We start from the raw sequence: 23,007 nt of genomic DNA on the forward strand, positions 1-23,007 counted from the left end.
GTTACACCTATAGTTTGTAGAATGATTGGTCAATGTATCCGGGTAGAGGCCGGCCAAACGCAAGCGAAATGCCTCCGCGTTTGGTCGGCCTTCTGGTTACTGGTGAGTTGCTTTTTAGGGCTGTCCTGCCAGTCTACCGAACGGCAGAAAGCGGAATCATCAGCTACCGTTACGCCTGCTTTTTATCACTGGAAATCGACTTATGCGCCAACCCGCCCGGAACTTGATCTTCTGAAGACGCTGCACGTTCAGAAGCTGTATCTCCATTTTTTCGACGTCGATTGGGAAGCCCGAACGCATCGGCCGGTGCCCAAAGCGTTTGTGCGGTTCCGACAGAAACCCATTGGAACCGTGGTGCCGGTCGTCTTTATCACCAATCGGACACTCCTGAACCTGTCGCCTGCCGGGTTGGCTGAGCTGGCTACCCATATTAAACAGGCTGTTACCCAAATCAGCCAGCAGAACAAGATCGGTTTCGGTGAAGTGCAGTTCGACTGCGACTGGAGTCCCCGAACCCGCGATCGGTATTTTCGGCTGCTCACGTTGCTGACTAAACAGTTTACCTGTCCACTTACGGCAACCATCCGGCTGCATCAAATCAAATACACGGACCAAACGGGTATACCGCCCGTTTCGCGCGGGATGCTCATGCTGTATAACGTAGCCGACTGGAAACGGGCCGATACGCGCAACTCGATCTATGACACTGACGTGGCGGATCAATACTTGTCTTTTGTGCCTACCTATCCCTTGCCGCTGGATGTTGTTTGGCCCCTGTTTCGCTGGACGGTCGTATACCGGCACAATCGCTTTCTCACCTTTCTGAACAATGTCGACCGCAAAGCCTTGATGAACAGCCCATTTCTGGCCCCGCAAGCCGATAGCATGCGGTATGTGGCCACGCGTGACACCGTCGCGCTGGGGTTATCCATCCAACGGGGAGATTTGTTTCGGGCCGAGGCCGTCAGGGCGGAAACCCTGGTGAATGAAAAAAAACGGCTCTTGCGCCTGATTCGGAACCAACGGATTACATTTGCTTTGTACCACCTCGATTCGACGGCATTAGCTGCTTACTCACGTGAAACGCTTCAAACACTTCTTGGCAATGGGCCGCTACCGTAGGCCCGCTTTACTGTTTTTTGTGCTGATAGGCTTTGCCTGCGGCCCCTCGTTTGATCCCAACGAGTTTATGAGTTTTTTCATGCCCGAAGCGGGCAATACCCAGCCGGAGGACAGTCGATACATCTTTACCCCGCAGTTTTATAATGATCCCGAATTCGCTGCGCAGTATGGGGAGAGTCCGGCTCCCGTGGTTGACGAGAACATAGATGCCTGGGTAAAGTATACGGGAGGTACGCTTCGGGCCACCTTGATGAGCCGGGCAATATATGACGAAGAGCCCTCCGCCGTTCGGGTACTGACAGCGAGTTTGGCGCAGAAGAACCCGGATGCGCTCACGTATTTAACTTTCGCCTGGGCAGCCGACAATGGCCAGGGGCCTCTCTGGAATCCCAACGCGTTAAAGGTCGATAGCACAAACGTACCGCAGGAACTTGATGAGGCTAAAAAACGGTATCAGACAACGAAAGACGCCTTCCTGAAGGAACGATATGCTTTTCAGGCGGTAAAGCTTGCCAGCGAACTGGGCGACCCTAAGCAGGCGCAGCAACTCTACGATCAACTGATCGGTTCATTGCCTAAAAAGACGTTTATCAGCGATTGGGGCTTGTGTCGGCGGGCGGGGGGCAGCCTGGCATTGGGCGATACGGCGATGGCTATTTATGAATTCGCGCAGGTATTCGACCGGTGTCCATCGCGCCGGAAGGCTGCCGAAACGAGCCTTCGGAAATACGGTATCCAGTTTCGGGAAAAGGCGCTGGAGTATGCTAAAACGGACGGGGAGCGGGCCGCCGTCTACGCGCTCTGTGCCATTCAGCCAGGCATTCCGCTCGGAGGAGCCGATGCGCTGGCCATGCTAAAGGAAGTTGTTCGGCTGACGCCCAAAAATCCGTTGATCGAACTGATCATGGCCCGGGAGATCAATCGGAATGAATACTACTTTTTCATGACCGACGACGAGTATACCCATAACAACATGACCCAGACGCCTGATTCGCTGGGATTTGTCAACCGGAAAAGCCAGGCACCTTCGTATTTCGAAAAACTACGTTCGTTTGCGCTCGAATCGGCCAATAATAAAGCACTGGCTAACCCAGCCTTCTGGTACACGGCGGCTGCGTACCTGGACTACCTGGGCAAAGATTACGTCGCGGCTCAAACGCATCTTGACCAGGCCGCTCTGTTGCCTCCAGCCAACACGGTGTTGACAACGCAGATTGCCGTACAGCGTATGCTCCTGTTATCGGCTCAGACGGATGTCATTACACCCGAAACGGAAAATCAGTTAATTGGCTATCTGGAAGCCTTCGACAGTACCGGAAATTTTCGGATCAACAACGCCTACATTACCGTATGTAAGCAGTTTGCCAGCAAGTACAAGTACCAGGACGCGCCCAAACGCGGCTGGCTGTCGAGCTGTAGCCGGACCAAAACGCAGCCGGTAAATGGCGCTGATCAGGCCAAGTCCTATCTGTTTACCATCCTGACAACCCAACCCGGTACCGGTACCTATTTTGAGAGCACAACCGAGCTGCATGCCGTCGACGATACGGTTTCGGCAGCTACTATTCGGGAAACAATTCGGTATATCAGTCAGCCAAATCAAACGGACTTTGACAAACGACTGATCCGGTTATCAACCCTGACCAGTGACCAACTGACGCTATTGCTTGGTCGTCGGCTGATGATGGAGCACCATTATGCCGAAGCCGCCGAAGCGTTTGGTAAAGTTGACCCTAAACAGTGGCAGACGGAACCCTTCACGCGCTACTTCAACACGAACCCGTTCGCCATAAAAATGCCCCGACTCGTAGCCACTGAACAAACGGGAGCAACCAAAACCGCAGCGACTTCGACAGGGGTAAACTTTCCGGCAGAACCGCGGGCTAATCCGTACACGCCAGCGCAGTTTGCCCGACGCATGGCCGATTTAGAGACGCAGGCGAAATCCGCTACGGGCGATCAGGCGGCTGAGTTATACTATCAACTGGGGTGCGGAGCCTGGAATCTGAGCTGGTATGGCAATGCCTGGCTGCTCGTGAAGTCGTACTGGAGCGCGGGAGAACCGCCCGTTTATGATGTGCCGACCGACCCCGTTGCCAAACAGAAACGCTTCGATGTACTGATGAATACGGATTATTATACAACATCACAGGCAAAAGCGTATTTTGAGCAATCGGCAAAGGCGGCTAAAACCCTCGCCCTTGCCGACCGCTCGGCTTATATGGCCGCCCGTTGCGAAGCCCATGCGTTTGCCGTACAGCGCTCCATTGAGCAAATCCGTAATGGGTATGTGTATGAGGAAGATCCAGCATTTGTGAAAAATATGCTGGTGTTGCGCAAGACGAAGTACGCCAGCGCCTACACCGATTTTTACAACAATCACAGACGAAGCTTATTCGATAAGGAAATGATTCGGGAATGCGCCATGTACAAGGATTTTCTGACGTTTGGCGAGGAGTAGTGAGCCATAACGAAGCTGCCTAAATTCTCTTCTAGATAAAACCAGGCTCTTTTTTGTCATTGCGACGATAGGAGGAATCTTGAGTTCTCCGTTAGTCAAGTATGAGATTCCTCCTATCGTCGCAATGACAAAAAACAATCAAATTTGGATTTGGTTTCCTGCGTTTGAACCGTGTGAAAAACATCCTTATAGCCCACTTTTCTACCCCACATATGCACGCTAAACCAAACGTTGGAGGGGATTTTAACTGGGTGGCCCCCATCTACGACGCCCTTGCGTTTCTGGTGTTTGGCCATCAATTACAACGGGCGCAGGTGATTTTTCTGGACCGAATTCCAGCCGGTGCCTCCGTCCTGCTGGTTGGAGGGGGAACGGGCTGGTTACTGGAACAACTCCTGATGCGCGGTACGGCCAACCGGATCGTGTATCTCGAAACGTCGCCTAAAATGGTGGCCCGCGCCAGTCGGCGGATGATCCGAAAATCACTTACAGGGTTCGTCGATTTTCGGGTCGGCGACCAAACGGCCCTGTTGCCAACGGAGTCGTTCGACGTGATTATTACCCCCTTTGTTCTGGATCTTTTCACCGAAACGACCCTGCAAAACCAAATTATCCCGCCCCTCCTGAACGTACTCAACCCAAGCGGGTTGTGGCTGGTTACCGACTTCATTCAGCCACCTGCCTGGTGGCAGAAAGTGCTTTTGTGGGTAATGATCTGCTTTTTTCGGCTAACGGCTGGTATTGAAGCCAACCGACTGGTAAACTGGCAGCAAGGCTTACGGAATGCAAATTTGTCCCTGAGGGAGCGTACCGCTCAGGTGGGCGGTATGGTGTCAGCCGAAGTGTGGATACGTCAGGCTACACAAACCCACCCCTAAAGATCCCGAAAGAGCTTTCCCAGGGCCCGATAATTACTGATTTCATACCATTCTTCGGTGCCTAGATTTAGCCACTGGCCGTCGCGTTTGGGGCGTTTCAGTTGCGCATCGTCCGGGTCATAATCGTACTTGTAGACCTGGCTCATCACGTGTTGCAATGTCGGCCAGGCGAGTGTTTTCGCTTGTTGGCGCTGGTTTTCAACCGTTGTTAGCTTGACGGTTCGTTCGGCGAAGGAAGCGGTCAGCCGGAGTTCCTGGTCTTCTCTGGGGTCGCTCAGGTTCAGGTAAGTCAGCTCAAAAGGTCGCTCGCGGCCCATGGCTTCATACGTTGCCTGAATCAACTCCTGCATCAGGTATTGCCAGTCGTCGGGGTTTTCGGGCCTTCCCGAAATTTTTTTGCTACTATCCGTTTCGATGGTGATAGCCCAGAAATCATCCTCTTCATCCAGGTCTTCCTCATTCAACGGTTGTAAGCGGGTTTTGCGTACCAAAGCCGCCAGCGAATCCCACCAGGCTCGGGGTAGCCGTCCCGACCAGGCATAGTCGTCATCGCGCGTGTACCCTTCCGCGATCAGCTCGTCGTCGTCGATGTCTTCGCGATCTGGATAGGTAATAGCAAGATCCACCTGTACGGCGTTCGCGGCAACGGTCGTACTGGACAGCGTGTAAAAATACGAATAGGGGGCAGGAAGCGACCGGGCCGTCTGGTAGCGAATGTGAAGACTTTTGAATGACATAACGCGTCGGTTAACAAGTGCGCAAAGTTAACCTATTTGCGCTATCGTCGCCTTCTGATCCACTTTACCCGTAGGTGTTTCGGCAAATTGGGCTATAGTGATGCGTTCTTTCGGTACGGCATACGGGCCAATCCTCTCCCGAACGGCCTGCTGGATGCGTTGCCACTGGTCAGCGTCGATCAACTCCTGCTCAATGATCAGCACCATCCGTTGTCCCAGTCGCTCATCGGGCAAACCCGCTACAAACAGGCGGGGTATCGGTCTGTCGGAAGTAGTTTTATTGGTAGCCAGCACCGATTGAATCAGCAACTCGACTGGCTCAGGCTGCACCTTAACGCCACCACTATTGATTACCCGGTCGGCTCGGCCAAGCAACCTGAATTTTGGACCTTTACCGTTGGTATCAGTTATCAGATCGACTACATCATTGGTTTGGATGCGCTCAAAGTTTGTGGCGGCTGACGTAATATGAAGGCATTCGCGCGCATCGATACCCAGATTGACACCCGCGAGGGCGGTAAATAAATTGCTCGCATCGGGACCGTTAAGTCGACGGAGAGCAATATGCGAAACGGTTTCGGTCATGCCATAAGTGGCGTAGACGGGGGCGTCAATCTCTTGTAGTGCCTGCTCCAAAGACGGGCTCGTAGCGGCTCCACCCACCAAAATGGCCTTCATTTTGTTGAGGATAGTTACTTGATCCGCTCTGCTTTTGGGCTCTGGATTTGATAGAATGGTCTGCAACTGCAGTGGAACGAGGGCCGTAAACGCAAACCGTTGGCTGGCCGGGTCTAGCCCAGTCAAAGGATTGCTGGCTGGCTCCAGGATCGTCATGGGTAGTCCTAATTCCAGGCCCCGAACGAGCATCATAATGCCGGCTACATAACGGGTATTCAGGCAGACGAGAGCCGGGTCACCAGCCCGCAAACCAAGTGTTTGACCAGTTAGGTGGGCACTCGCTTTCATCTGCGCTCGAGTAAGCTGAATGGGCTTGGGCGTTCCGGTCGAACCGGAAGTGAAGAGAGTGAAGTGTTGCTGATCGGCCAGCCAGGCCCGGCAAAAAGCCAGCGCTTCGGCCTCATAAGGCGTTTGTGGAGCTGGCCAGGTGTCGGGATATACAGGGTTAACGAGCATTGGTTAGTCGCGTGCTGAGCCGAAGAATGATCTTTTTTGTCGATCAGTCATCCGTTAATTATGCACCCGTATCGTCCGGTTGGCCGCATTTAACTCAACCGTATACTGGGTGAGGGGCAAGGTTGCCGGACCAACAATCACTTTACCCGTGGTGTCAAACCGCGATAAATGGAGGGGGCAGTAGAACTGATTTTCAACCGATTTATAGGTCAGTTCGGTGCCCTGGTGGGTGCAGTTGGCCGATACCGCAACATACTGACCATCTTTGGTTTGGGCGACAATTACACCGTTGCTTGTCACATAACCCCCCTTGACCAGGAGGTTGGCGTTTAGTTTATCGTCCAGATGAAGGGTGAAATCAACTTTCTGACTGGGGTCAGGCGTAGGGTCAGGGTCTCCCATGCCAGCGCAGCCTGCCATGCAGCGCGACAACAGAATAGCGCCAATGCTGGTGCCGACAAGGCGAAAAAATTCGTGGCGTGGCATTAACGCATTATCCATTGGGTGAAGGGTGGTTTCCATACCGGTTTTAGCGTACTTTTGTGGCGTTTCGCCTGTTTGACGGTGTAAATATGCGTTATTTTTTGTCATTCAACGACAGCAAACAAATCTGTTTGCCGGGCGGTTACCCAATCAAGAACTATGGAAGAAGCAAAAGTATTCGTCAATCCCATTTCGCCGGATAAAGTTGCCGAAGCACCGGGCCTGCTGGCCTACGCGCACACGGCCGGTGGCGCTGTCATTCGGCCCGAAGACAAGGGGAAAATCACGGGTCGGGCAGTATCCGCCATGCGCGAGCAAACGGATATGCAACTGAGCCAGCTGTACAAGCAAATGCAGTTGCTGGCCGAACAGGCTACGGCGATCCGACACCGGGTCGAAGTATCGGAGCGAATTTATTCCGCCCAGATGAGTTTTGAACCCGTTGTCGGGCATACCTATTATTTCTATCAACGCAAAAACGGCACCGATCTGTTGTCGATGATCGGCCCCACCGAATGGGGCCGCAAGTTCCCGTTCGAACGCTGCCTCGCCACCGTTCGGATGATGGCCGACCACACCTGGGACGTGCAGTATCACGAAGTTTCCTTTAATGAGTGAAAGAGTGAATGAGCGAAAGAGCGTGTTAAAAGGGCCGCTTTTTCGCTCATTCACTCTTTCGCACTTTCACTCTTTATTTATGCAAAGCAACTACCCCTGGGAAACGATAAAGGAATACCAGGAAATTCTGTTCAGCTATTACGACGGTATAGCTAAAATCAGTATCAACCGGCCGCACAAGCGCAATGCCTTTACACCCCTCACGGTCACCGAAATGTCGGAAGCGATGGAACTGGCGCGGCAGGACGAGCGCGTGGGCGTGATCATCCTGACCGGCGAAGGCGGAGAAGCCTTTTGCTCGGGGGGCGATCAGTCCGTTCGTGGGCACGGTGGCTATGTTGGCCAGGACAAAGTGCCCCGTTTGAACGTATTGGATCTGCAAATGCAGATTCGACGTATACCAAAACCGGTAGTGGCGATGGTTGCCGGTTATGCAATCGGAGGGGGGCATGTCCTGCACGTCGTTTGTGACTTGAGTATTGCCGCCGAAAACGCCCGTTTTGGGCAGACCGGCCCTAAAGTGGGCTCGTTCGATGGTGGGTTTGGGGCGTCGTATCTGGCGCGGGTTGTCGGTCAGAAAAAAGCCCGTGAAATCTGGTTCCTCTGCGACCAGTATGACGCCAAGGAAGCGTTGGATATGGGATTGGTCAACAAAGTTGTGCCACTCGACGAGCTGGAAGAAGTGACCATTTCGTGGTGCCGCAAGATGCTCGAAAAAAGTCCACTAGCCCTGCGGATGCTCAAAGCATCGTTCAATGCGGAACTGGACGGACAGGCGGGTATTCAGCAACTGGCGGGTGATGCCACCCTGCTCTATTATTTATCCGAGGAAGCGAAAGAAGGAAAAGACGCCTTCCTGGAAAAACGGAAACCCGACTTTAGTAAATTTCCGAAGTTTCCTTAACACGACGATAGAACAAAACGTCCGGCTGAAAAGTCGGACGTTTTTTATGGTAAGCCAGCGGTTGAATCAATTACCTCGAAACAGCGATGCCTCCGGGAAATAGGAGTAGGAAATAAACTAGGGCGAATGGGACGTTTTCAGCAGGGATAGGCGTAACGTCAGGAAAATCAGTAGCTTTACTGTAGCTCGCTCATCCTCAATTCCAGACCAAACTATGCCAACGTCTCGCCGAACCTTTTTTCGACAATCCGGAGCTGCCCTGACCGGAGCGCTCACCTTGCCGTCCTTCCTGCCCGATGCTTACGCTCGTCCGTTCGAAACCGCCGATAGGGTGTTGAAATCGGCTGCCGAGTGGGCGCAGGATGAGGACTTTTGGGCCTGGGTGAAATCGGAATATACCGTTTCGCCAACGTTACTGAATCTCAACAATGGCGGGGTTTGCCCGCAGCCAAAAGTGGTGCAGGATGCACATATTCGGTTTTATCAGTATGCCAACGAAGCACCATCCTATTACATGTGGCGTATTCTGGATCAGGGGCGCGAAACCCTGCGCGAGAAATTGGCCGATTTGGCAGGCTGCTCCGCCGAAGAAATCGCCATCAACCGAAATGCGACCGAAGGGCTCAATACGGTGATCTTCGGGTTGAACATGAAAGCCGGCGACGAGGTCGTGTTGACCAGGCAGGATTATCCAAACATGCTCAACGCCTGGAAACAGCGGGAAAAACGGGATGGCGTAAAGCTGGTTTACCTGAACCTGGATTTGCCCAGCGAAAACGAGGATGCCCTTGTCGAGCAGTTTGTAAAGGCATTCACCCCGCGGACAAAGGTGGTGCATATCACGCATGTCGTTAACTGGGTAGGGCAGGTGTTGCCCGTTCGGAAAATTGCCGACGAAGCGCACAAGCGCGGCATTGAGGTGATTGCCGACGGGGCTCACTCCTTCGCATTATTCGACTTTAAAATTCCCGACCTCGGGGCTGATTATTACGCCACCAGCCTCCATAAGTGGCTTTGTGCGCCCTTCGGCAGTGGTATGTTGTACATTCGCCAGAACAAGATCCGCAACGTATGGGCGCTGCTCTCGAACAATGAACCCGACGGAACCGACATCCGTAAATTCGAGAGTTTAGGTACGCGTTCCTTTGCCTCGGAGATGGCCATCGGCACTGCTATTGATTTTCACAACGGCATCGGCACCGCCCGTAAGTTTGCCCGGGCGCATTACTTGAAAAACTACTGGATGGAGCGGGTTCGGGAGCTACCGGGGGTAAAAATCCATACATCGCTTAAGCCGGAATATGCCGGAGCCGTTGCTCTGTTTTCCATTGACGGTATGAAATCCGGGGAGGTAGAAAGTCAGTTGCTGGGTAAATACAAGATTCATACATCGCCCATCGATTGGGAAAACATTCACGGCGTTCGGGTAACGCCCCATGTGTATCATACACCTAAAGATCTCGACCGGCTCGTGACGGCGATCACCGCCATTGCCGAGAAACAGGTTGTGGCCGGAAAGCAGAAAAAAAGCTGATGTTGTCTTGATGTTTATGGCCTTCTTCCAACGGGGCAGATTTACACGTTAAGCAACTAAGGCTTTAGTTTTGATCAAATATTGGGACAAATTTGTCAGGATTCTTGCCCAAATTTGCTTATATTGATTCTTCAAATACGCCCTACTGGAGGAGGCAACTTCTGGCGACCCAAATGCATCTACCAGCATCAGCCATCAGATTTTGTTTAGTGAGTGGAGAGTTTGGATAAAGCCTCTGATACGGAACCAACAAAATTAATTTGTCCCCCTTTGTTACTCTCAACCATAAAAGCCTTGAAGCTTTTACCTGAATACTGGCTAAAATCACCCACAATAGCCAGATGAACCCGATAGTTTGAAAACTTTTGAAGAAGTTCGCCAGCGAATCCGGTTTTTAAATCAAAGAATTCCGGGGTGATAGTTTGCTGATGCAAAATGATCTTGTCGTAGTCTTGGTAGTATAAATTGCCTAACAAATCTGAACCGTCTTCAATGGTTCTAATGAGTATGCCTGCTGAAATGACTTCGGCAATTTTAGTGTCTTTGATTTGATGCGTTTCGATTTCCATTGGACTAATATGTTCTGTAGTAGAAGGTGCTAGCTGTCACCAAGACGCTACCCCATCAACCCAAACCAGCTTTTGAGGAGATAAACAAGCCACGTCAACTTTTTCATTCTTCGGATACTCAATTCCTGATTTCTTAACCGGCAGCAATCCAATCGTAGTGCCTTTGTTAAGATCATATCTAAGCAGGATTGAACTTGGTAATGAACAGTGCTTACTGATAAACGGCCCAGTTTTGAAACAGACAGAAAGTTGTCTTGTTCGTCTCAAGTAGGAGCGATTTTTGGGAATGTTGATGATGTATGGTCAATGTATCAATCGCGTATCAGTTTAAGCAGCTGTCAGGGAAGCAAACGGACCTGATATTCAACCGTCGTTGACCAGCCTGACGTTGGGGGCTGAACGGTCAGTGTAATGGGATAGGCTTTCAGGGCCGGATAGGGCCACCCATAGCGGTCGGCGTTGGTGCCAAGTGTTATTAACGTATTAGCGGAGTGTACTTTGAACTCGAACCGTTTGTTCTTAGCCGTAATCAATACCGTATTGGAATCCGTCTGGACAAAACGGGCGTCCGGATACTGAATGAACGGCTCAATGATGTTGATAACGGGCTGCCCATCGTGATACCGTAGCTGAATCGTTTTTGTCAGCGACGTATCCGTAAACTGATACGTCATGTGATAGGATACGCTTCCCGCCATCCAGTCTTTCTCACAAAGTTCGCCCCGGACCGAAATGCGGGGTGTTGCTCGCTGGGACGTATCGACCGTTAACTGGCAATCGAAATTGTATAAATTTGTGAAATAACCACTGCTGTCGGTATACTCGATCCGGGGCGTGAGGGGGAGTAGGTCGGGTGCGTCGGGGAATGACATCGGCTCCGGACGCGAATAAACGGTTTGGCTGGACGCCTGTAAAAAGCCGTAATCCTGTACCCACAGATTCGATATGACTCCGCCCGCTGGCCGGTGCATGTACTTGCTTTTTGAGCGGGCGGCATAGTCTTTATAATTGTAACCCGTGATGGTGGCCATCCATAATTTCGTTCGTACTTGCGCGATATTCAACGTTGGGTAGTAATGGGTCCAGCCCGTTAACTGTGTAGGCAAAGGCGCAAGCGTTCGGTGCGAAGCACTGTCCAACTCCCACGCAAAGGCAATGTTCTTCGCTTTGGTAAACGTAGGGTAAATGCACATCTCGCGGCCAAAAATCTCGGCGTGTTGCGGCCCATACCCCAGGATGCCCTGTCGGGTGCAGGATTGGATGTATCTCAGATTCAGCAGGGAGGCCGTACTATACGCTGGATCTTCGTCTGCGTGCATCGCGAACAAGGCAACGCAGCCGTCCGATGTTGCGCTGCCATACGTAGTCCATTTGTTGGAGCGAATGCCCCATGAACCATCCATCGACCCATCGGGGTACATGAAATTCAGGTGTTTTTTTAGGGCCAATTGTACGGCCTCGTTCACTACGTCATCCTTTGTCAGGCGGGCGTAATACCCCAGTCCCCATAGCGACATTTCCATATCGTAGCCCAGATCAACGCCCATTTTTTGCCCGAAGCTGCGACCGCCCTCCCCGTTGATGAAGCCATCCTCGTCCATTTTAGCTACCGTAAGGTGAGCCAACTGGCGCGCTTTTGTCAGATAGGCCGGTTCGTTGAAGAAAATCCCGGCTTTGGCCAGGGTGGCGCTTGTTGTGGCTACGTAGTTGATACTGGCAAAGCGGGGGCTCATCACCCGGTTCAGATAGTCGGCGGCCTTTCGCATGGCTGATTGCCAGTTCTTTTTTTCGGCTTCCCTGAGCGATGACTGCACGTACGGGTATGTGAGCAACATCATCAGTAATTGATCTGTCGTTGTCCCGGTCCACGCTTCGGGGGTTTCTTTCCAACTGCCGTCCGGCTGCTGCTGCCGGATCAGCCAGTTCCCCGCCCGAATGGCTGCCTGTAAATAGACCTTCTGCTGCGTGATGGTGTAGGCCACGGCAAATGGATACATCGCTTCGGCCGCCCGGGTGTGGTATAGTTTCCCGTCCGCGCACCAGATACCGCCGTGGTCGGGATGGCCACTGTGTTTGTTTTGCCGCTCCACCAACGCTTTGGTCATATCGAGTAACACCTCGGCGTACAGCGCGCGGGGCGAAACTACCTGAGCGTTCAGTCGCGTGGCCAGACAAAGCAGACCCATACCCAGTAGCCAAAGCAGTAGTCTGGAACTACGACGGGTCAGCAGAAAGACGCTGGTAGCCATAAATGAGAGACGACGGGATAAGCTCATCTATGGGTTACTGGCCTCTGAAATCTGGGCGGCACTGTCCGCGTCCAGGTATAGTCGGGCATTCGGGTGGGTACGGAGTATGGTCGAGGGGTACGTTTCCGTGATGGGCTCGGTTAACGTGTGGTTAATGGCCGGGGCTTTATTTGTCCCCGGTACCATACAGAAAATATACCGTGCCCGGAGCAAAGCAGGTATCGTGAGGGTATACGCTAAGGGCGGAACGTCGCTGACCGATGGGAAGCAGCCGTCGTTGACCTGCTGTTGCTTACACGGCTCGTCGAGGTCGATGATTTTAACCAGATGTGGATCATTGAAATCCGCTACATGCGGGTCGTTGAACGCCAGGTGCGTGTTTTCGCCGATGCCCATACAGGTAATGTCCGTCTTGTGCTCTTCCAGCAACGCGCTATACCGGTCGCATTCGTCCGGATTGTCCTGACCCGTTGCGTTCAGGTAAAATACGTTCTTGAAAGGTACTTTACCAAAGATTTTTCCATATAGGAAGTTGCCAAACCGTTGCGGATGAAATCGGGATAAGCCGGTGTATTCGTCCATGTGAAACGCATTGATCCGGGACCAGTCAATGTCTGGTTCAGCGACGAGCGCGTCCAGGAATTCGTTCTGCGACGCAGCGGCCGCAAAGACCATATTGACCTCGTCCTTTTCCGTGATAAGTTGCCGGATGCAGGCGGCCGCATCCGTGGCGGCCGCCTGACCCATTTGCTGGCGATTCGGAAAAATGATAACGGAAAGTTTGTCTACAGTTAATTGCTGCATGGAATGAAAAAGAAGAATGACAAAAAACGCTGGACCATCAGTCCATTAGAAACGATACTTGATGCCGGCCCGGCCGGTGTAATCATAAAATTGTTTGGCGTATATGCGCGACCGGACGCCCAGGTAATCCGTTTGGGGAGAGTTGAGCAGGTTGGTCCCTTCGGCGTAAACCGTCAGGTTTTTCGTGATTCGATACGAAGCATTCGCGTCCAGCTGAACGCGTTCGGCGCGAATGACGTCGTTGGCATCGTTAGCCCCGAGGAAAACCGTGTAAGCTCCATTGTAGTTGACGTTGCCCTGTACGGTGAACCCTTTGTAGGTGTACGACAGAGAGCCGTTTGCGGTGTGGTCGGCCTGACCCGGCAAGCGAAGACCTTTCCGCAACTGCGCATCGGCCCGGGAATAAACGTACGTATAGTTGGCGTAGAGCGAAATTCCTTTCAGGAAACCAGGCAAAAACGTGAGGTTCGTCTGGGCGTTTAGCTCAAGGCCATACACGGTCGCTACGTCGCCATTGTAGGTTTTGTAATACTGGTAGTTGAGGTAGTTGCTGGCCCCCGGAAACTCCGATCCCGTCAGCGTGACGACGCTGTTGTACTGGAAGTTCGTGATGTGCTTATAAAAACCACCCACCGACAGAATCCCCAGATTTTTCAGGTAATGCTCGAACGAGATGTCGTAGTTCGTGGTGGATGCGGGTTGCAGATCCGGGTTGCCGTCGGTCAACGTAGCGTTCAGGATGCTGACAACCCGGCTCGGAACAAGTTCGTTGAAGTTCGGCCGGGAATAGCCGAACGACAGGGCACCCCGCGCAATGGTGTTGGGCGCTACGTCGTATTTCGCCTGTAGGTTGGGCAGAAACTTCGTATAGCTGTATACCGAATTGGTGGGTACCGATGAGGTTAAATTGCCCTGCGCATCCTGATTGACCAGCCTCGCATTGTAATTAACCCCCGTTTGTTCTACGCGCAGTCCACCCAACAGCATGGCCTTTTTAAACTGAATCCGGTTCATGACGTAGCCGGATGTTACGTTCTCCTCGGCGTCGTAGAAATACGTGTCAATGGCTACCTGATTGAGTGCCGCGCTGGTGGGGAAATAATTGGGGTTATTGATCGGAAAACTGGCGGTCGCATCGCCGTCCACGGCCCGGCCAAACGTAAGGTTGTTGTCGAGCAATTGATCGTCCAGCTCGGCAGCGCCCAGAAAGTTGGTCAGGTTACCCGTGGCAGCCGGGCCGTTGTACGTAGATGTGCTGTAGCTGGGCCGATACCGTTTGTTATGCATCCGTTTCATCTTGACACCGGCTTTGACATACGCGTCGTTAGCACCAATCTTGTAGTTATACGTACCATTCAGGCGGGCCACGAAGTTGGTGCCCTCGCTGTTGTAGTTATTGGCTTCGATGGTGTTGTATGTATACAGCGAAGCGTTGTTCTTGGCGTCCGTTGAGCCGGTGGCCTGAATGTAATCGCCCGCTATCTGAGCGATTGTCAATGGGACGTTACCGGTGATGTAATTGTACGTATTGGCCATCTGTTCGAGTAACGATTTGGTATAGAATAACCCACCGTCTAGCTTCAACCGGCTAAACTGTTTTTCGCCTTCCAGGCTCATGTTAAAGTTGCCGTTGTTAATGCTGCGATTCAGGTACTCATTGTAGCCCCGGCCCCGCGTCGTGGTGTAGATCCCCTCGCTGTTACGGGTGGTGTTGGCCGTCTGCATCCGCGTCCGTTTGCGGTAGCGTTCTGCGTCGTTATCCAGATTGGTATACGTAGCGTTGAAGACAATCGACGCCGTTGGGTTAAAGCTATAATCAATCGTGGCGGTAAGACCCTTACGTGTCCGCAGGTTGTTCAGGTGAATGATCCGGATGTCGGTCGGGAACAGAATCGAACCCTGGTCATCATTAAAATCTTTCGATTGCCATACCTGCGCGTTGATCTCGTCGTAGCCATTGTTGGTGCGGTAATAACTGCCATACAGGGCCAGGCCTAATTTGCCGTTCGGACTTTTATCGGTCTGTAAAAAACGCTGGTTATAGCTCAGGTTGACGATGCCATTCGCCTTATCGCGCAGCTTGTTGTAGCCAGCCGCCAGATCGACGGAAATACGGGGTTTCAGACTAACGGCTGTCGGCGTTTTCATGTTGATGGCCCCGGCAATGGCGTCGCCGTCCAGGTCGGGCGTCAGGGTTTTCACCACTTCCATCGATGACAGCACGTTGGCCGGAATCAGGTCAAGCTGGGCGTTCCGTTGCCCCTGTTCCTGCGTTCCCATGATCTGTTCGCCGTTCATGTTAATGTTGGTGTAGTTGCCCGGCGTACCGCGCAGCTGTACCGTCGATCCTTCGTTCTGTTCGCGGCCAATCGTTACGCCGGGGAGCCGCTGCAACGATTCCGCTACGTTCAGATCCGGGAAGCGACCCATCAGGTCGGCGGATACGATCTGTTTAAAGTTATCGGCATTCCGTTGCTGGTTCAGCGCCTTTTGCTGCCCTTCCATAATCCCCGTAACCGTTACGCCTTTCAGCATGTTGGTGGCGCTGGTTAGCGTAATGTTATGCACGGTTGTTTCGCCCGTGGTAACCGAAACCGGCTGATCGTACGGTTTGAAACCCATGTAAGAAACTTCCAGATTGACCGTGCCGGGCGTAATGTCGCTGAGGGTATAATCGCCGGTCAGGTTGGTGACGGTACCCTGCGTCGTGCCTTTGATTCGAATGGAGGCACCCGGCAGGGCACCACCCAGTTCGTCCATGATTTTACCACGAACGATTCCTTTGGTCTGCGCCGTGGCCGATACTACATTGATGACGAAAAGCAGGATAATCAGACAGGATAACCGGAGTAAATGAACAGTAGAATGTCTCATAGTCAATACGGTTTTATAGAAAGTGGGAGGAAATACGTTCGGCGGGTTCGTTAGTTATTACCCTTAAAATTCAGATAGTCGGCCAGGAAACGGATCGAGAAGCTGGTGCCGATGTCCCGGTTGACGAGCCAGATTTTATCCTTACGACCGCGCATCCGGGTTTCCAGAATGGCCCCGCGCAGGTTTTTGTCGGGGTGATCCATGCTGTACCGATTTTGGATAATCCAGGTTGCCGATTTCTCGATATGGGGCAGGAATTCCTTATACCCGGCCTTGGCCAATTCGATCCAGACGATACCGGCCATCGCCACCGCCGAACCCGTGATGGAACTGCGGTCGGGAGCCTTGCCATCGGTATAATTGACGTAGTAGATGGTGCCGTCTTTTTGCTGGGCTTTGGCGTAGGTACGGGCCGTAGCGGCAGCGGCTTCCAGGTATTTCTTGTCGCCGGTTTTCTGCCAGGTGTGAATCAGCGACTCGGCATACCAAAGGTTAAATCGTGGATGAAACGAGTTTTCTTCTTTTGTATTCGGGGTGAACTGCATCCATAACCCATTTTCTTCCAGCTCGACAAGCTTGTTTGCCAGGTTGATGTGGGCGTCTAACAGCGCTTTATTTTTGTTGAAATCGTAGGCATCCAGAAAAATCCACCCTTCAATGTTGGGCCGCGAAACGTCGTAGAGCGACTGCTCCTTTTTATTCTTCCAGAATTCGCTACGTTCTTTTTCGACCACACCCGTACCCAGATCAACGGCGTCGTAGCAAACGCCTTTTTCGGGGTAGTACATATTTTTCAGCATCCACTCGGCGGCTGTGGTGGCTACCTGCGCGTATTTTTTGTCGCCGGTTACGCGGGTCAATTCATAAATGCCGGGCGTACCGTCCGAAATCGTCGCAAACACGATGGTCGAATCGCCGATGGCGTCGCCGTGAACCGCGCCCAGCATGCCTTTCAGTTTGGGGTGGTCTTTGATTTGCAGACTGATCCAGTAGTCGCCCGCTTTACGGGCCGTCGCCAGCCACTTCGGGTTTTTGGTTTGCTTGTAAGCTGCCAGCATTGCGTACACCGCCTGACCGGTATGCCAGGGCACTTCATAAGGGTACCATTTGCCTTCGGTCAGGTTATAGTCACAGCGCGACTTTCCCTGTTCATCGAGCATAGTGGTCGATATGTAGGTCGCCATATCGTTTATGGCCTTCACGGCGACCTCTTTCTTCACCTGAGCATGGGCACTTGATAGCAGGCCCAGGATACCCCAGGCCGCTATACTAACGAGTCGATTAATCGGCTTCATGAACGGAGGTTTTGGCATTTAAAGAATACTTGTGTTTATGATTGGTAATGGGTTTCGGGGTATCCAGTCGAAAAGTGAACGTCCAGGAAGACGAAGCGGGCAGTTTGAGCAGGATGTGGTTGACGCCTTTGGTCAGGTTTATGGCGAACGGCGTCTCGTCCTGGTTGGCCGATCCGGTTGCCTTCATCTGAACGCCGTTTACAAATAGCTCACCCGCCTGGCTGCTCAGCAGCGCCGTAACGGTCTGAGCGCTATCAGTCGTGATGGAACAGTAGGCATAGGCTACCGCATCTGACGTGGTTTTGTAGTAATCACCCAGATCGATGATACCGCCCTCCTGCGAGATGTATTTCATCCAACGGTAGGTTTTGCCCCCGAATTGGGCCATGTCGCCGGGCTTGGGTGGTTTGTTGTAGGCAGGGTCTTCGGAATACAGAAAAGGGGGTGTAGCAGACGTTTTAAACGGCCCTGTCAGAAGCCAGTTCTGGAAGTAGAAGGCGTTGCTGGCTTTGATGTCCAGCCCAATCGACGTAACAGAAGGCAGGCTAGTCGATGACGAAACGAGCGTCTGTAATCGGGTGCTGAGCTGCTGCAACTGGTTAATTTTAGTGTCGAATCCTTTCAGATTGATGGCGAGATAGTAGGGCTGATTTTCGGCTTCCCACAAGCTGCGGTACGTTTCTTTTAAGGCCAGATACCTGGCCTGCAAGCCTGAAATGGCCTCAATGATAATGGATAAGCTTGCGGCATTGTGCTGGCTTTGGGCCGTTCGATACGTATCGGCGGCCTGGGCCAATACCAATCGGGAGTCCATCAATAGCTGATATTGACGCAGCGTGAATTGCAGAAACTGCCCATCGGTAGGATTGGCTTTTGGCTCGGCGGCATTGGCGTACGTTAACCCCTTGTTGACAATCGCCTGGACTTTCGGTACGTCCTGATTATTGAGAATCAATCGCTTGCCGCTATCCGGCAGGAGCTTTTGCAGCCAGATTTGCTCGGCCAGGTTGTAGGTCAGCGGAATACTCCGAAGCTCCATCAGGGTAAAGAGGGCTTTCACGTAATTCCCGTTGCTCGTTCCATACGCATTCCGTTCGTAGCGTTCGTTGAAGGACTCCGTCCCGGCCTGATCGACGTTCCAGCTTTTTTCGGCAGCTGTGTACACGCCGTACCAGTCGCTGTGGAAAAAGCACATCGGCCCCTCGTCCCAGATGGTTGTTAGCACCCCCGACGTGCCCGCCTGCTTACCGGCTTTCAGGAAACCGCTGATGTTCCCTTTGGCCATGACCAGGTCGGGAAACAGCCGGTTGGAGTTGACGATGCCCGGGCAAACGATGAATTTTAGCCCCCGCCTGACGAAGGGTTGTATCCACGTATCGTACGATTTCTGGTCGCCGTACTCCCAGGTGAGGTAAATGATGTCTTTGGGCAGCCGGTCCAGAATCTCTTCGTGTTGCAGCGCAATGTCGCCCCACATCATGAGTTGTTTGTTCTGTTTTTTCAGCACGTCGTACAGAAACAGGATGTGGTCGGCGTAGTATTTCGCTACGCCCACGCTGTCGACATAGGCTTTGGATTTGCCTTTGCCTAGATCAAAGGTTTCGTCGCAGTTGACGTTGAAATAGGGCGAATTGAAGGCCCCGCACAACTCCGTGATGACGCTCGCCAGAAACGTTTTCGCTTCCGGATTGAGCGGAGAAATCATCGTGGAAGTTTCGCCCAGCGACTGGTAGTTCGGCTGCGACAGAATGTTGGCGAAGTGCCCGAACGACTGAAAACTGCCGACCAACTGCATGTGAAAGTTGGCGGCATAGGCCGATAGCTCCCGAATGTCGTCCAGCGTTAACTTTCCGTCGGCGGGGGCAAAATCGGGGTAGGAGCGGGGCTGAACCACGTGCTCGATGTAGAACGAGAGTGAGTTAAATTTCAACTCCGCCAGCCGTTCGATCTGCTTTTTGATGGTGCTGACCTTGGGCGTTGGACCCCGGCTGATGTCGTCGTAAATGCCCCGATCAGGAAACGATGGCCAGTCCGTAATGACCAGTTCCTGATGCCAGCCCGCGCGGGTGAGTTGTTTCAGCGATTGCAATCCGTAGAAAAGTCCGGTTTCGGTGTTGGCCGCAATCAATTTCTGCCTGGCATTCAGCACCAGTATGTAGCCTTCGGGACCGACTTTCGCCGACCAGCCGGGTACGTACGATTCGGCTAATGCGTTTGTTTTGGCTGATTTGCCGGATAAAATAAGGGTTACGGTTTGAGTAGCACCTCTGGCAGGCTGCTCATTTTTCAGAAGCTGCCAGTTTGCCGTAAGTCGACTCACGATGCCCGATTCAACACCAGTTCCTGCGAACGTGAGCGTTGAAGGAAGCAACCGCATCGGCTTGCCTGCCGTAACCTGTTGCGGATACGGCAGCACCGGAACGGTCATGGCTATTCCCGGCGTCAGTACGAAACCGATCAGTAGTCCCAGTAAAAGGATCATGGCTCGTTTCATTGGATCGTTGTTTCCGGGATCCGGATCTGCGGATGGTCGTTCTCGATCAGCTTCACCTGCGTCTGATTTCCCGATTTGGCCAGGAAGCTTTTTGCCGGGCCGGAGGCCGTACTGTGGCGGATGGTTCCCCGGCTATCGCCCGCTACGTACACCGCAGCCCCGGCCTCTGCCGTCGTGGGCAGGGTGAGTCGGTCCAGCGTGAAATCCGTTACGTCGTCGAGTGCCAGAGCCGGTCGGTTGTCGGGGTTCAGGCAGGTAAAGCGAATGTTGCTAAGCTGGACGTTTTCGGCGTGGGCGATGTAAAAACCGTAGGCGGGTAACGTACCGAACATCGTTGCTTCGGGATACAGATCGTCCAGTTTAGGGACTGATTTGGTCATATCGCCTGCTTCGCCCCCGCCCGCAACGTCGATGGTGATGTCGTTCAGGCTGATCTCCCGCAGTTTGGCGGTTTCGATGCCCGTAATGGAACAGCCTGTTTTGCCGCTACCCGTAGCTGTGATGCCCGACAGGCGAATGTTACGCACCCGCCCAAGCCCCGGTGCCGAAGCCTGTTCGTCGTACCTGCGCGCCCGGTTGCCTAACCGAATGAAGATGGGCACTTCGGGACCTTCCACGATGATGTTGCTGATGGATATGTTTTCCATAACGCCCCCATCCACCATTTCGAGGGCAATCCCGCTGATGCCCGCCGGTTTTCCGTAAATGGTGGCTTTCTGCGCCGAGGGCTTGATGACGCAATTCGTAATCACTACGTTCCGAAAACCCCCCGTCGATTCGGTGCCCAGCTTCAGCGCGTTGCAATGGCTGCTTAGTACGCAGTTCATCACCGTTACATTTTCCGAGATCAGGGGAGACGTGCTTTTCAGTGTCAGCCCATCATCGTCCGAATCGCCTTTGATATTCTGGATGGTCACGTTTCGCGAGCCATCGATATCGATCATGTCGTTGTTTTTGTTAGAGTGGTTCCAGATGCTGATGCCATTGATGCTCACGTCCTCACACCCCAGGTAGTGCTGCATCCAGAAAGCCGAATTGCGCAGATTGACCCCACTCACCCGGACTTTTTTGCACGCAATGAACCACAACAGATAAGGCCGGTTCCGGTACCGGTCGGGCTTTTTGAGCGTCGTGGTCGCAAAACTGGCCCCCTGTCCGTCGATGGTGCCGTAACCCTCAATGCCTACATCCTCCACCTGATGGGCGTAGATCAAACTTTGCCTGGCCCACTCGGCCCCGTAAAACTTGACCCCATGCTGCTGGTAGGGGTATTTTGCCAACACGGTCGTACCCGTAATCTGACAACCCGCCGACAGGTGAAGCACGACATGACTCCTGAGCTGAATGGTGCCAGTCAGGAAATTACCCGCGGGAAACATCACCAAACCGCCCCCCGATTTCGCACAGGCGTCTACGGTTTTCTGGATGGCGACGGTATTGTCGGTTTTGCCATCGCCTTTGGCACCGAACGATACTACGTTGACATCGGCTGCATGGGCCACTGTAGCGAGGGCAACGAGTGTACTAAGCAGAAACTGTTTCATAGACTGGCCGGGTTTGGCGAAGCATTGATCATCCGGCTTCGTGAGACGTAATAATAGATGTTGTACAGATAGCAGGGCACCAGCAGCAGGTAGGCTAGTTGGTTGTTGGTTAGTTGCGCCAGCCAACCGTACACCAGCGGCAAAATGGCCCCGCCCGCAATCCCCATGATCAGGATCGCCGATCCCAGATTCAAGAGCCGCCCCGACAATCCATGTAAAGCCAGCGGCCAGACGGCGGGCCACAACAGCGCGTTGGCCAGGCCCAGCAGCGCGATGAACGCAATGGAGGTTTGTCCGGGCATGAACACGGCCAGACAAATCAGGATGCAGCCCAGCATGGACGAGTACAAAAACGCTTTGCCCTGGGTGATCAGCCGGGGAATAAACAGCGCTCCGAATACGTAGCCCGCCAGCATCGCGGCCAAGGTGTAGGACGTTAGCTCTTTGGCCGTGTTCAGTGGAACGCCCTGATAGATACCGTAGTTGCTGATCGTGTCGCCCGCAATCACCTCGACGGCTACCGTTCCGAAAATAGCCATAAATCCAGCTGCAAATTCCTTTTTCTGGCGACTGCTGATCGCGGGTAATGGCTGATTCGTCGTAGCGTCGGGGAGTTCAATTTCGGGGAGGTGGGCGAATTTCAGCGCAAACGCAATGCCGACGAGGAGTACCGTCAGAACCAGGTACGGATCGATGACCGCGCGGGCCAGTTCGTCCAGTCGGGCGGCTCGGTCGGTCGGGTTCAACTGAGCGAGTTCCTGGAGTAGGCCGTCGGAATCGTTCAGAATAATAGCGCCTAAGATCAACGGGGCCAGAATACCGGCAAACTTGTTGCAGATGCCCATAATGCTGATGCGCTGGGCGGCCCGTTCGGGAGAACCGAGTCGGGTAATGTAGGGGTTAACGGCGGTCTGAAGCAAGGTCGTGCCGGCTCCAACGACAAACAGACCGGTCAGAAACAACGGATACGTTCGGAGCAGTGCCGCCGGAACGAACAACAGGCAGCCAAAAGCCATAATGAGCAGGCCGATCTGCATGCCCCGGATGATACCCGTTGCCTGCAAAATCCGGCTGGACGGCAGCGCCATGACCGTATACGAAATGTAAAACGCGAAGGTGACCAGATAAGCCTGCCACTCTTCCAGTTCACAGGCAATGCGCAGGTACGGAATGAGCGTTCCGTTGACCCAGGTGACGAAGCCGAAGGTGAAAAAGAAGAAGCCGATAATCATCACCTGTCGCGTATAGCTACCGGTGGTGGTCTGCGGAATGGTGAGGTTATTTTCCATGTCGGGCTTCGATTAGCG

At 53.1% G+C, this 23,007-nt stretch carries 17 protein-coding genes; 6 read left to right on the plus strand and 11 right to left on the minus strand.

Features of this window, described 5'->3' with window-relative positions:
- Positions 1–21: 21 nt before the first annotated feature.
- From ACYU8Y_RS05805 to ACYU8Y_RS05815, 3 genes are all read left to right on the plus strand, one after another.
- The gene (locus tag ACYU8Y_RS05805) at positions 22–1,122 is read left to right on the plus strand and encodes a hypothetical protein (protein WP_460935113.1); all 1,101 of its coding nucleotides are present in this window, start codon (positions 22–24) and stop codon (positions 1,120–1,122) included.
- Positions 1,106–3,583, plus strand: coding sequence for a hypothetical protein (locus ACYU8Y_RS05810; protein ID WP_460935115.1), 2,478 nt, complete (start codon positions 1,106–1,108; stop codon positions 3,581–3,583). Before ACYU8Y_RS05805 ends, ACYU8Y_RS05810 begins: the two co-directional genes overlap by 17 nt.
- A 212-nt stretch (positions 3,584–3,795) precedes the next feature.
- Positions 3,796–4,461, plus strand: a complete 666-nt coding sequence (locus ACYU8Y_RS05815) for a class I SAM-dependent methyltransferase (RefSeq protein WP_460935116.1) — start codon at positions 3,796–3,798, stop codon at positions 4,459–4,461.
- Here the strand turns inward: ACYU8Y_RS05815 and ACYU8Y_RS05820 are convergent.
- From ACYU8Y_RS05820 to ACYU8Y_RS05830, 3 genes are read right to left on the minus strand one after another with little or no spacing between them, the layout of a single operon-like run.
- Positions 4,458–5,198, minus strand: coding sequence for a hypothetical protein (locus ACYU8Y_RS05820; RefSeq protein ID WP_460935118.1), 741 nt, complete (start codon positions 5,196–5,198; stop codon positions 4,458–4,460). The two genes, ACYU8Y_RS05815 and ACYU8Y_RS05820, sit on opposite strands and share 4 nt — an antisense overlap.
- A 27-nt stretch (positions 5,199–5,225) precedes the next feature.
- Positions 5,226–6,332, minus strand: coding sequence for an AMP-binding protein (locus ACYU8Y_RS05825; RefSeq protein WP_460935120.1), 1,107 nt, complete (start codon positions 6,330–6,332; stop codon positions 5,226–5,228).
- A gap of 54 nt (positions 6,333–6,386) precedes the next feature.
- Positions 6,387–6,854, minus strand: a complete 468-nt coding sequence (locus ACYU8Y_RS05830; RefSeq protein WP_460935121.1) for a QcrA and Rieske domain-containing protein — start codon at positions 6,852–6,854, stop codon at positions 6,387–6,389.
- Between the two features lie 120 nt (positions 6,855–6,974).
- Here ACYU8Y_RS05830 and ACYU8Y_RS05835 point away from each other — a divergent pair, with 120 nt between their 5' ends.
- From ACYU8Y_RS05835 to ACYU8Y_RS05845, 3 genes are all read left to right on the plus strand, one after another.
- Positions 6,975–7,433 (plus strand): DUF2452 domain-containing protein, encoded by a 459-nt coding sequence (locus ACYU8Y_RS05835; protein WP_460935123.1) that lies wholly within the window; start codon positions 6,975–6,977, stop codon positions 7,431–7,433.
- A 79-nt stretch (positions 7,434–7,512) separates the two neighbouring features.
- Entirely contained in the window at positions 7,513–8,337 is an 825-nt protein-coding gene (gene menB / locus ACYU8Y_RS05840) for a 1,4-dihydroxy-2-naphthoyl-CoA synthase (RefSeq protein ID WP_460935125.1), read from the plus strand.
- A 214-nt stretch (positions 8,338–8,551) separates the two neighbouring features.
- Positions 8,552–9,871 (plus strand): aminotransferase class V-fold PLP-dependent enzyme, encoded by a 1,320-nt coding sequence (locus ACYU8Y_RS05845; RefSeq protein ID WP_460935127.1) that lies wholly within the window; start codon positions 8,552–8,554, stop codon positions 9,869–9,871.
- A 206-nt stretch (positions 9,872–10,077) separates the two neighbouring features.
- Here ACYU8Y_RS05845 and ACYU8Y_RS05850 read toward each other — a convergent pair whose 3' ends face one another.
- The 8 genes from ACYU8Y_RS05850 to gluP all read right to left on the minus strand — a co-directional run bounded on the left by ACYU8Y_RS05850 (position 10,078) and on the right by gluP (position 22,989).
- Positions 10,078–10,440 carry a DUF4180 domain-containing protein gene (locus ACYU8Y_RS05850; RefSeq protein WP_460935128.1) on the minus strand — a complete coding sequence of 121 codons (363 nt, stop codon included), beginning with the start codon at positions 10,438–10,440 and terminating at the stop codon, positions 10,078–10,080.
- A 338-nt stretch (positions 10,441–10,778) separates the two neighbouring features.
- Positions 10,779–12,689: a prenyltransferase/squalene oxidase repeat-containing protein gene (locus ACYU8Y_RS05855; protein WP_460935130.1), complete on the minus strand. Its 1,911-nt coding sequence runs from the start codon at positions 12,687–12,689 to the stop codon at positions 10,779–10,781.
- Positions 12,690–12,716: 27 nt separating this feature from the next.
- On the minus strand, positions 12,717–13,493 hold the full coding sequence (locus ACYU8Y_RS05860) for a glucosamine-6-phosphate deaminase (protein WP_460935132.1): 777 nt from the start codon (positions 13,491–13,493) through the stop codon (positions 12,717–12,719).
- 45 nt (positions 13,494–13,538) lie between these two features.
- Positions 13,539–16,367 (minus strand): TonB-dependent receptor, encoded by a 2,829-nt coding sequence (locus tag ACYU8Y_RS05865; protein WP_460935134.1) that lies wholly within the window; start codon positions 16,365–16,367, stop codon positions 13,539–13,541.
- Between the two features lie 50 nt (positions 16,368–16,417).
- A complete protein-coding gene (locus ACYU8Y_RS05870; RefSeq protein ID WP_460935136.1) occupies positions 16,418–17,662 on the minus strand; it encodes a hypothetical protein in 1,245 nt (414 codons plus the stop codon).
- Positions 17,649–20,156 carry a family 20 glycosylhydrolase gene (locus tag ACYU8Y_RS05875; protein WP_460935138.1) on the minus strand — a complete coding sequence of 836 codons (2,508 nt, stop codon included), beginning with the start codon at positions 20,154–20,156 and terminating at the stop codon, positions 17,649–17,651. Before ACYU8Y_RS05875 ends, ACYU8Y_RS05870 begins: the two co-directional genes overlap by 14 nt.
- Positions 20,153–21,700, minus strand: a complete 1,548-nt coding sequence (locus tag ACYU8Y_RS05880) for a glycoside hydrolase family 28 protein (protein WP_460935139.1) — start codon at positions 21,698–21,700, stop codon at positions 20,153–20,155. Before ACYU8Y_RS05880 ends, ACYU8Y_RS05875 begins: the two co-directional genes overlap by 4 nt.
- Positions 21,697–22,989, minus strand: a complete 1,293-nt coding sequence (gluP, locus tag ACYU8Y_RS05885) for a glucose/galactose MFS transporter (RefSeq protein WP_460935141.1) — start codon at positions 22,987–22,989, stop codon at positions 21,697–21,699. Before gluP ends, ACYU8Y_RS05880 begins: the two co-directional genes overlap by 4 nt.
- Positions 22,990–23,007: the final 18 nt, after the last annotated feature.

The sequence above is a fragment of the Spirosoma humi genome (assembly GCF_054776575.1).

Excerpts from the sequence above, each read along its gene's own strand:
- ACYU8Y_RS05850 (WP_460935128.1), bottom strand. The coding sequence starts at position 10,440 with ATGGAAATCGAAACGCATCAAATCAAAGACACTAAAATTGCCGAAGTC.
- ACYU8Y_RS05830 (WP_460935121.1), bottom strand. The coding sequence starts at position 6,854 with ATGGAAACCACCCTTCACCCAATGGATAATGCGTTAATGCCACGCCAC.
- ACYU8Y_RS05810 (WP_460935115.1), top strand. The coding sequence starts at position 1,106 with ATGGGCCGCTACCGTAGGCCCGCTTTACTGTTTTTTGTGCTGATAGGC.
- ACYU8Y_RS05835 (WP_460935123.1), top strand. The coding sequence starts at position 6,975 with ATGGAAGAAGCAAAAGTATTCGTCAATCCCATTTCGCCGGATAAAGTT.
- ACYU8Y_RS05865 (WP_460935134.1), bottom strand. The coding sequence starts at position 16,367 with ATGAGACATTCTACTGTTCATTTACTCCGGTTATCCTGTCTGATTATC.
- ACYU8Y_RS05820 (WP_460935118.1), bottom strand. The coding sequence starts at position 5,198 with ATGTCATTCAAAAGTCTTCACATTCGCTACCAGACGGCCCGGTCGCTT.
- ACYU8Y_RS05870 (WP_460935136.1), bottom strand. The coding sequence starts at position 17,662 with ATGAAGCCGATTAATCGACTCGTTAGTATAGCGGCCTGGGGTATCCTG.
- ACYU8Y_RS05855 (WP_460935130.1), bottom strand. The coding sequence starts at position 12,689 with ATGGCTACCAGCGTCTTTCTGCTGACCCGTCGTAGTTCCAGACTACTG.
- gluP (WP_460935141.1), bottom strand. The coding sequence starts at position 22,989 with ATGGAAAATAACCTCACCATTCCGCAGACCACCACCGGTAGCTATACG.
- ACYU8Y_RS05860 (WP_460935132.1), bottom strand. The coding sequence starts at position 13,493 with ATGCAGCAATTAACTGTAGACAAACTTTCCGTTATCATTTTTCCGAAT.
- ACYU8Y_RS05825 (WP_460935120.1), bottom strand. The coding sequence starts at position 6,332 with ATGCTCGTTAACCCTGTATATCCCGACACCTGGCCAGCTCCACAAACG.
- ACYU8Y_RS05805 (WP_460935113.1), top strand. The coding sequence starts at position 22 with ATGATTGGTCAATGTATCCGGGTAGAGGCCGGCCAAACGCAAGCGAAA.
- ACYU8Y_RS05845 (WP_460935127.1), top strand. The coding sequence starts at position 8,552 with ATGCCAACGTCTCGCCGAACCTTTTTTCGACAATCCGGAGCTGCCCTG.
- ACYU8Y_RS05880 (WP_460935139.1), bottom strand. The coding sequence starts at position 21,700 with ATGAAACAGTTTCTGCTTAGTACACTCGTTGCCCTCGCTACAGTGGCC.
- ACYU8Y_RS05815 (WP_460935116.1), top strand. The coding sequence starts at position 3,796 with ATGCACGCTAAACCAAACGTTGGAGGGGATTTTAACTGGGTGGCCCCC.
- ACYU8Y_RS05875 (WP_460935138.1), bottom strand. The coding sequence starts at position 20,156 with ATGAAACGAGCCATGATCCTTTTACTGGGACTACTGATCGGTTTCGTA.
- menB (WP_460935125.1), top strand. The coding sequence starts at position 7,513 with ATGCAAAGCAACTACCCCTGGGAAACGATAAAGGAATACCAGGAAATT.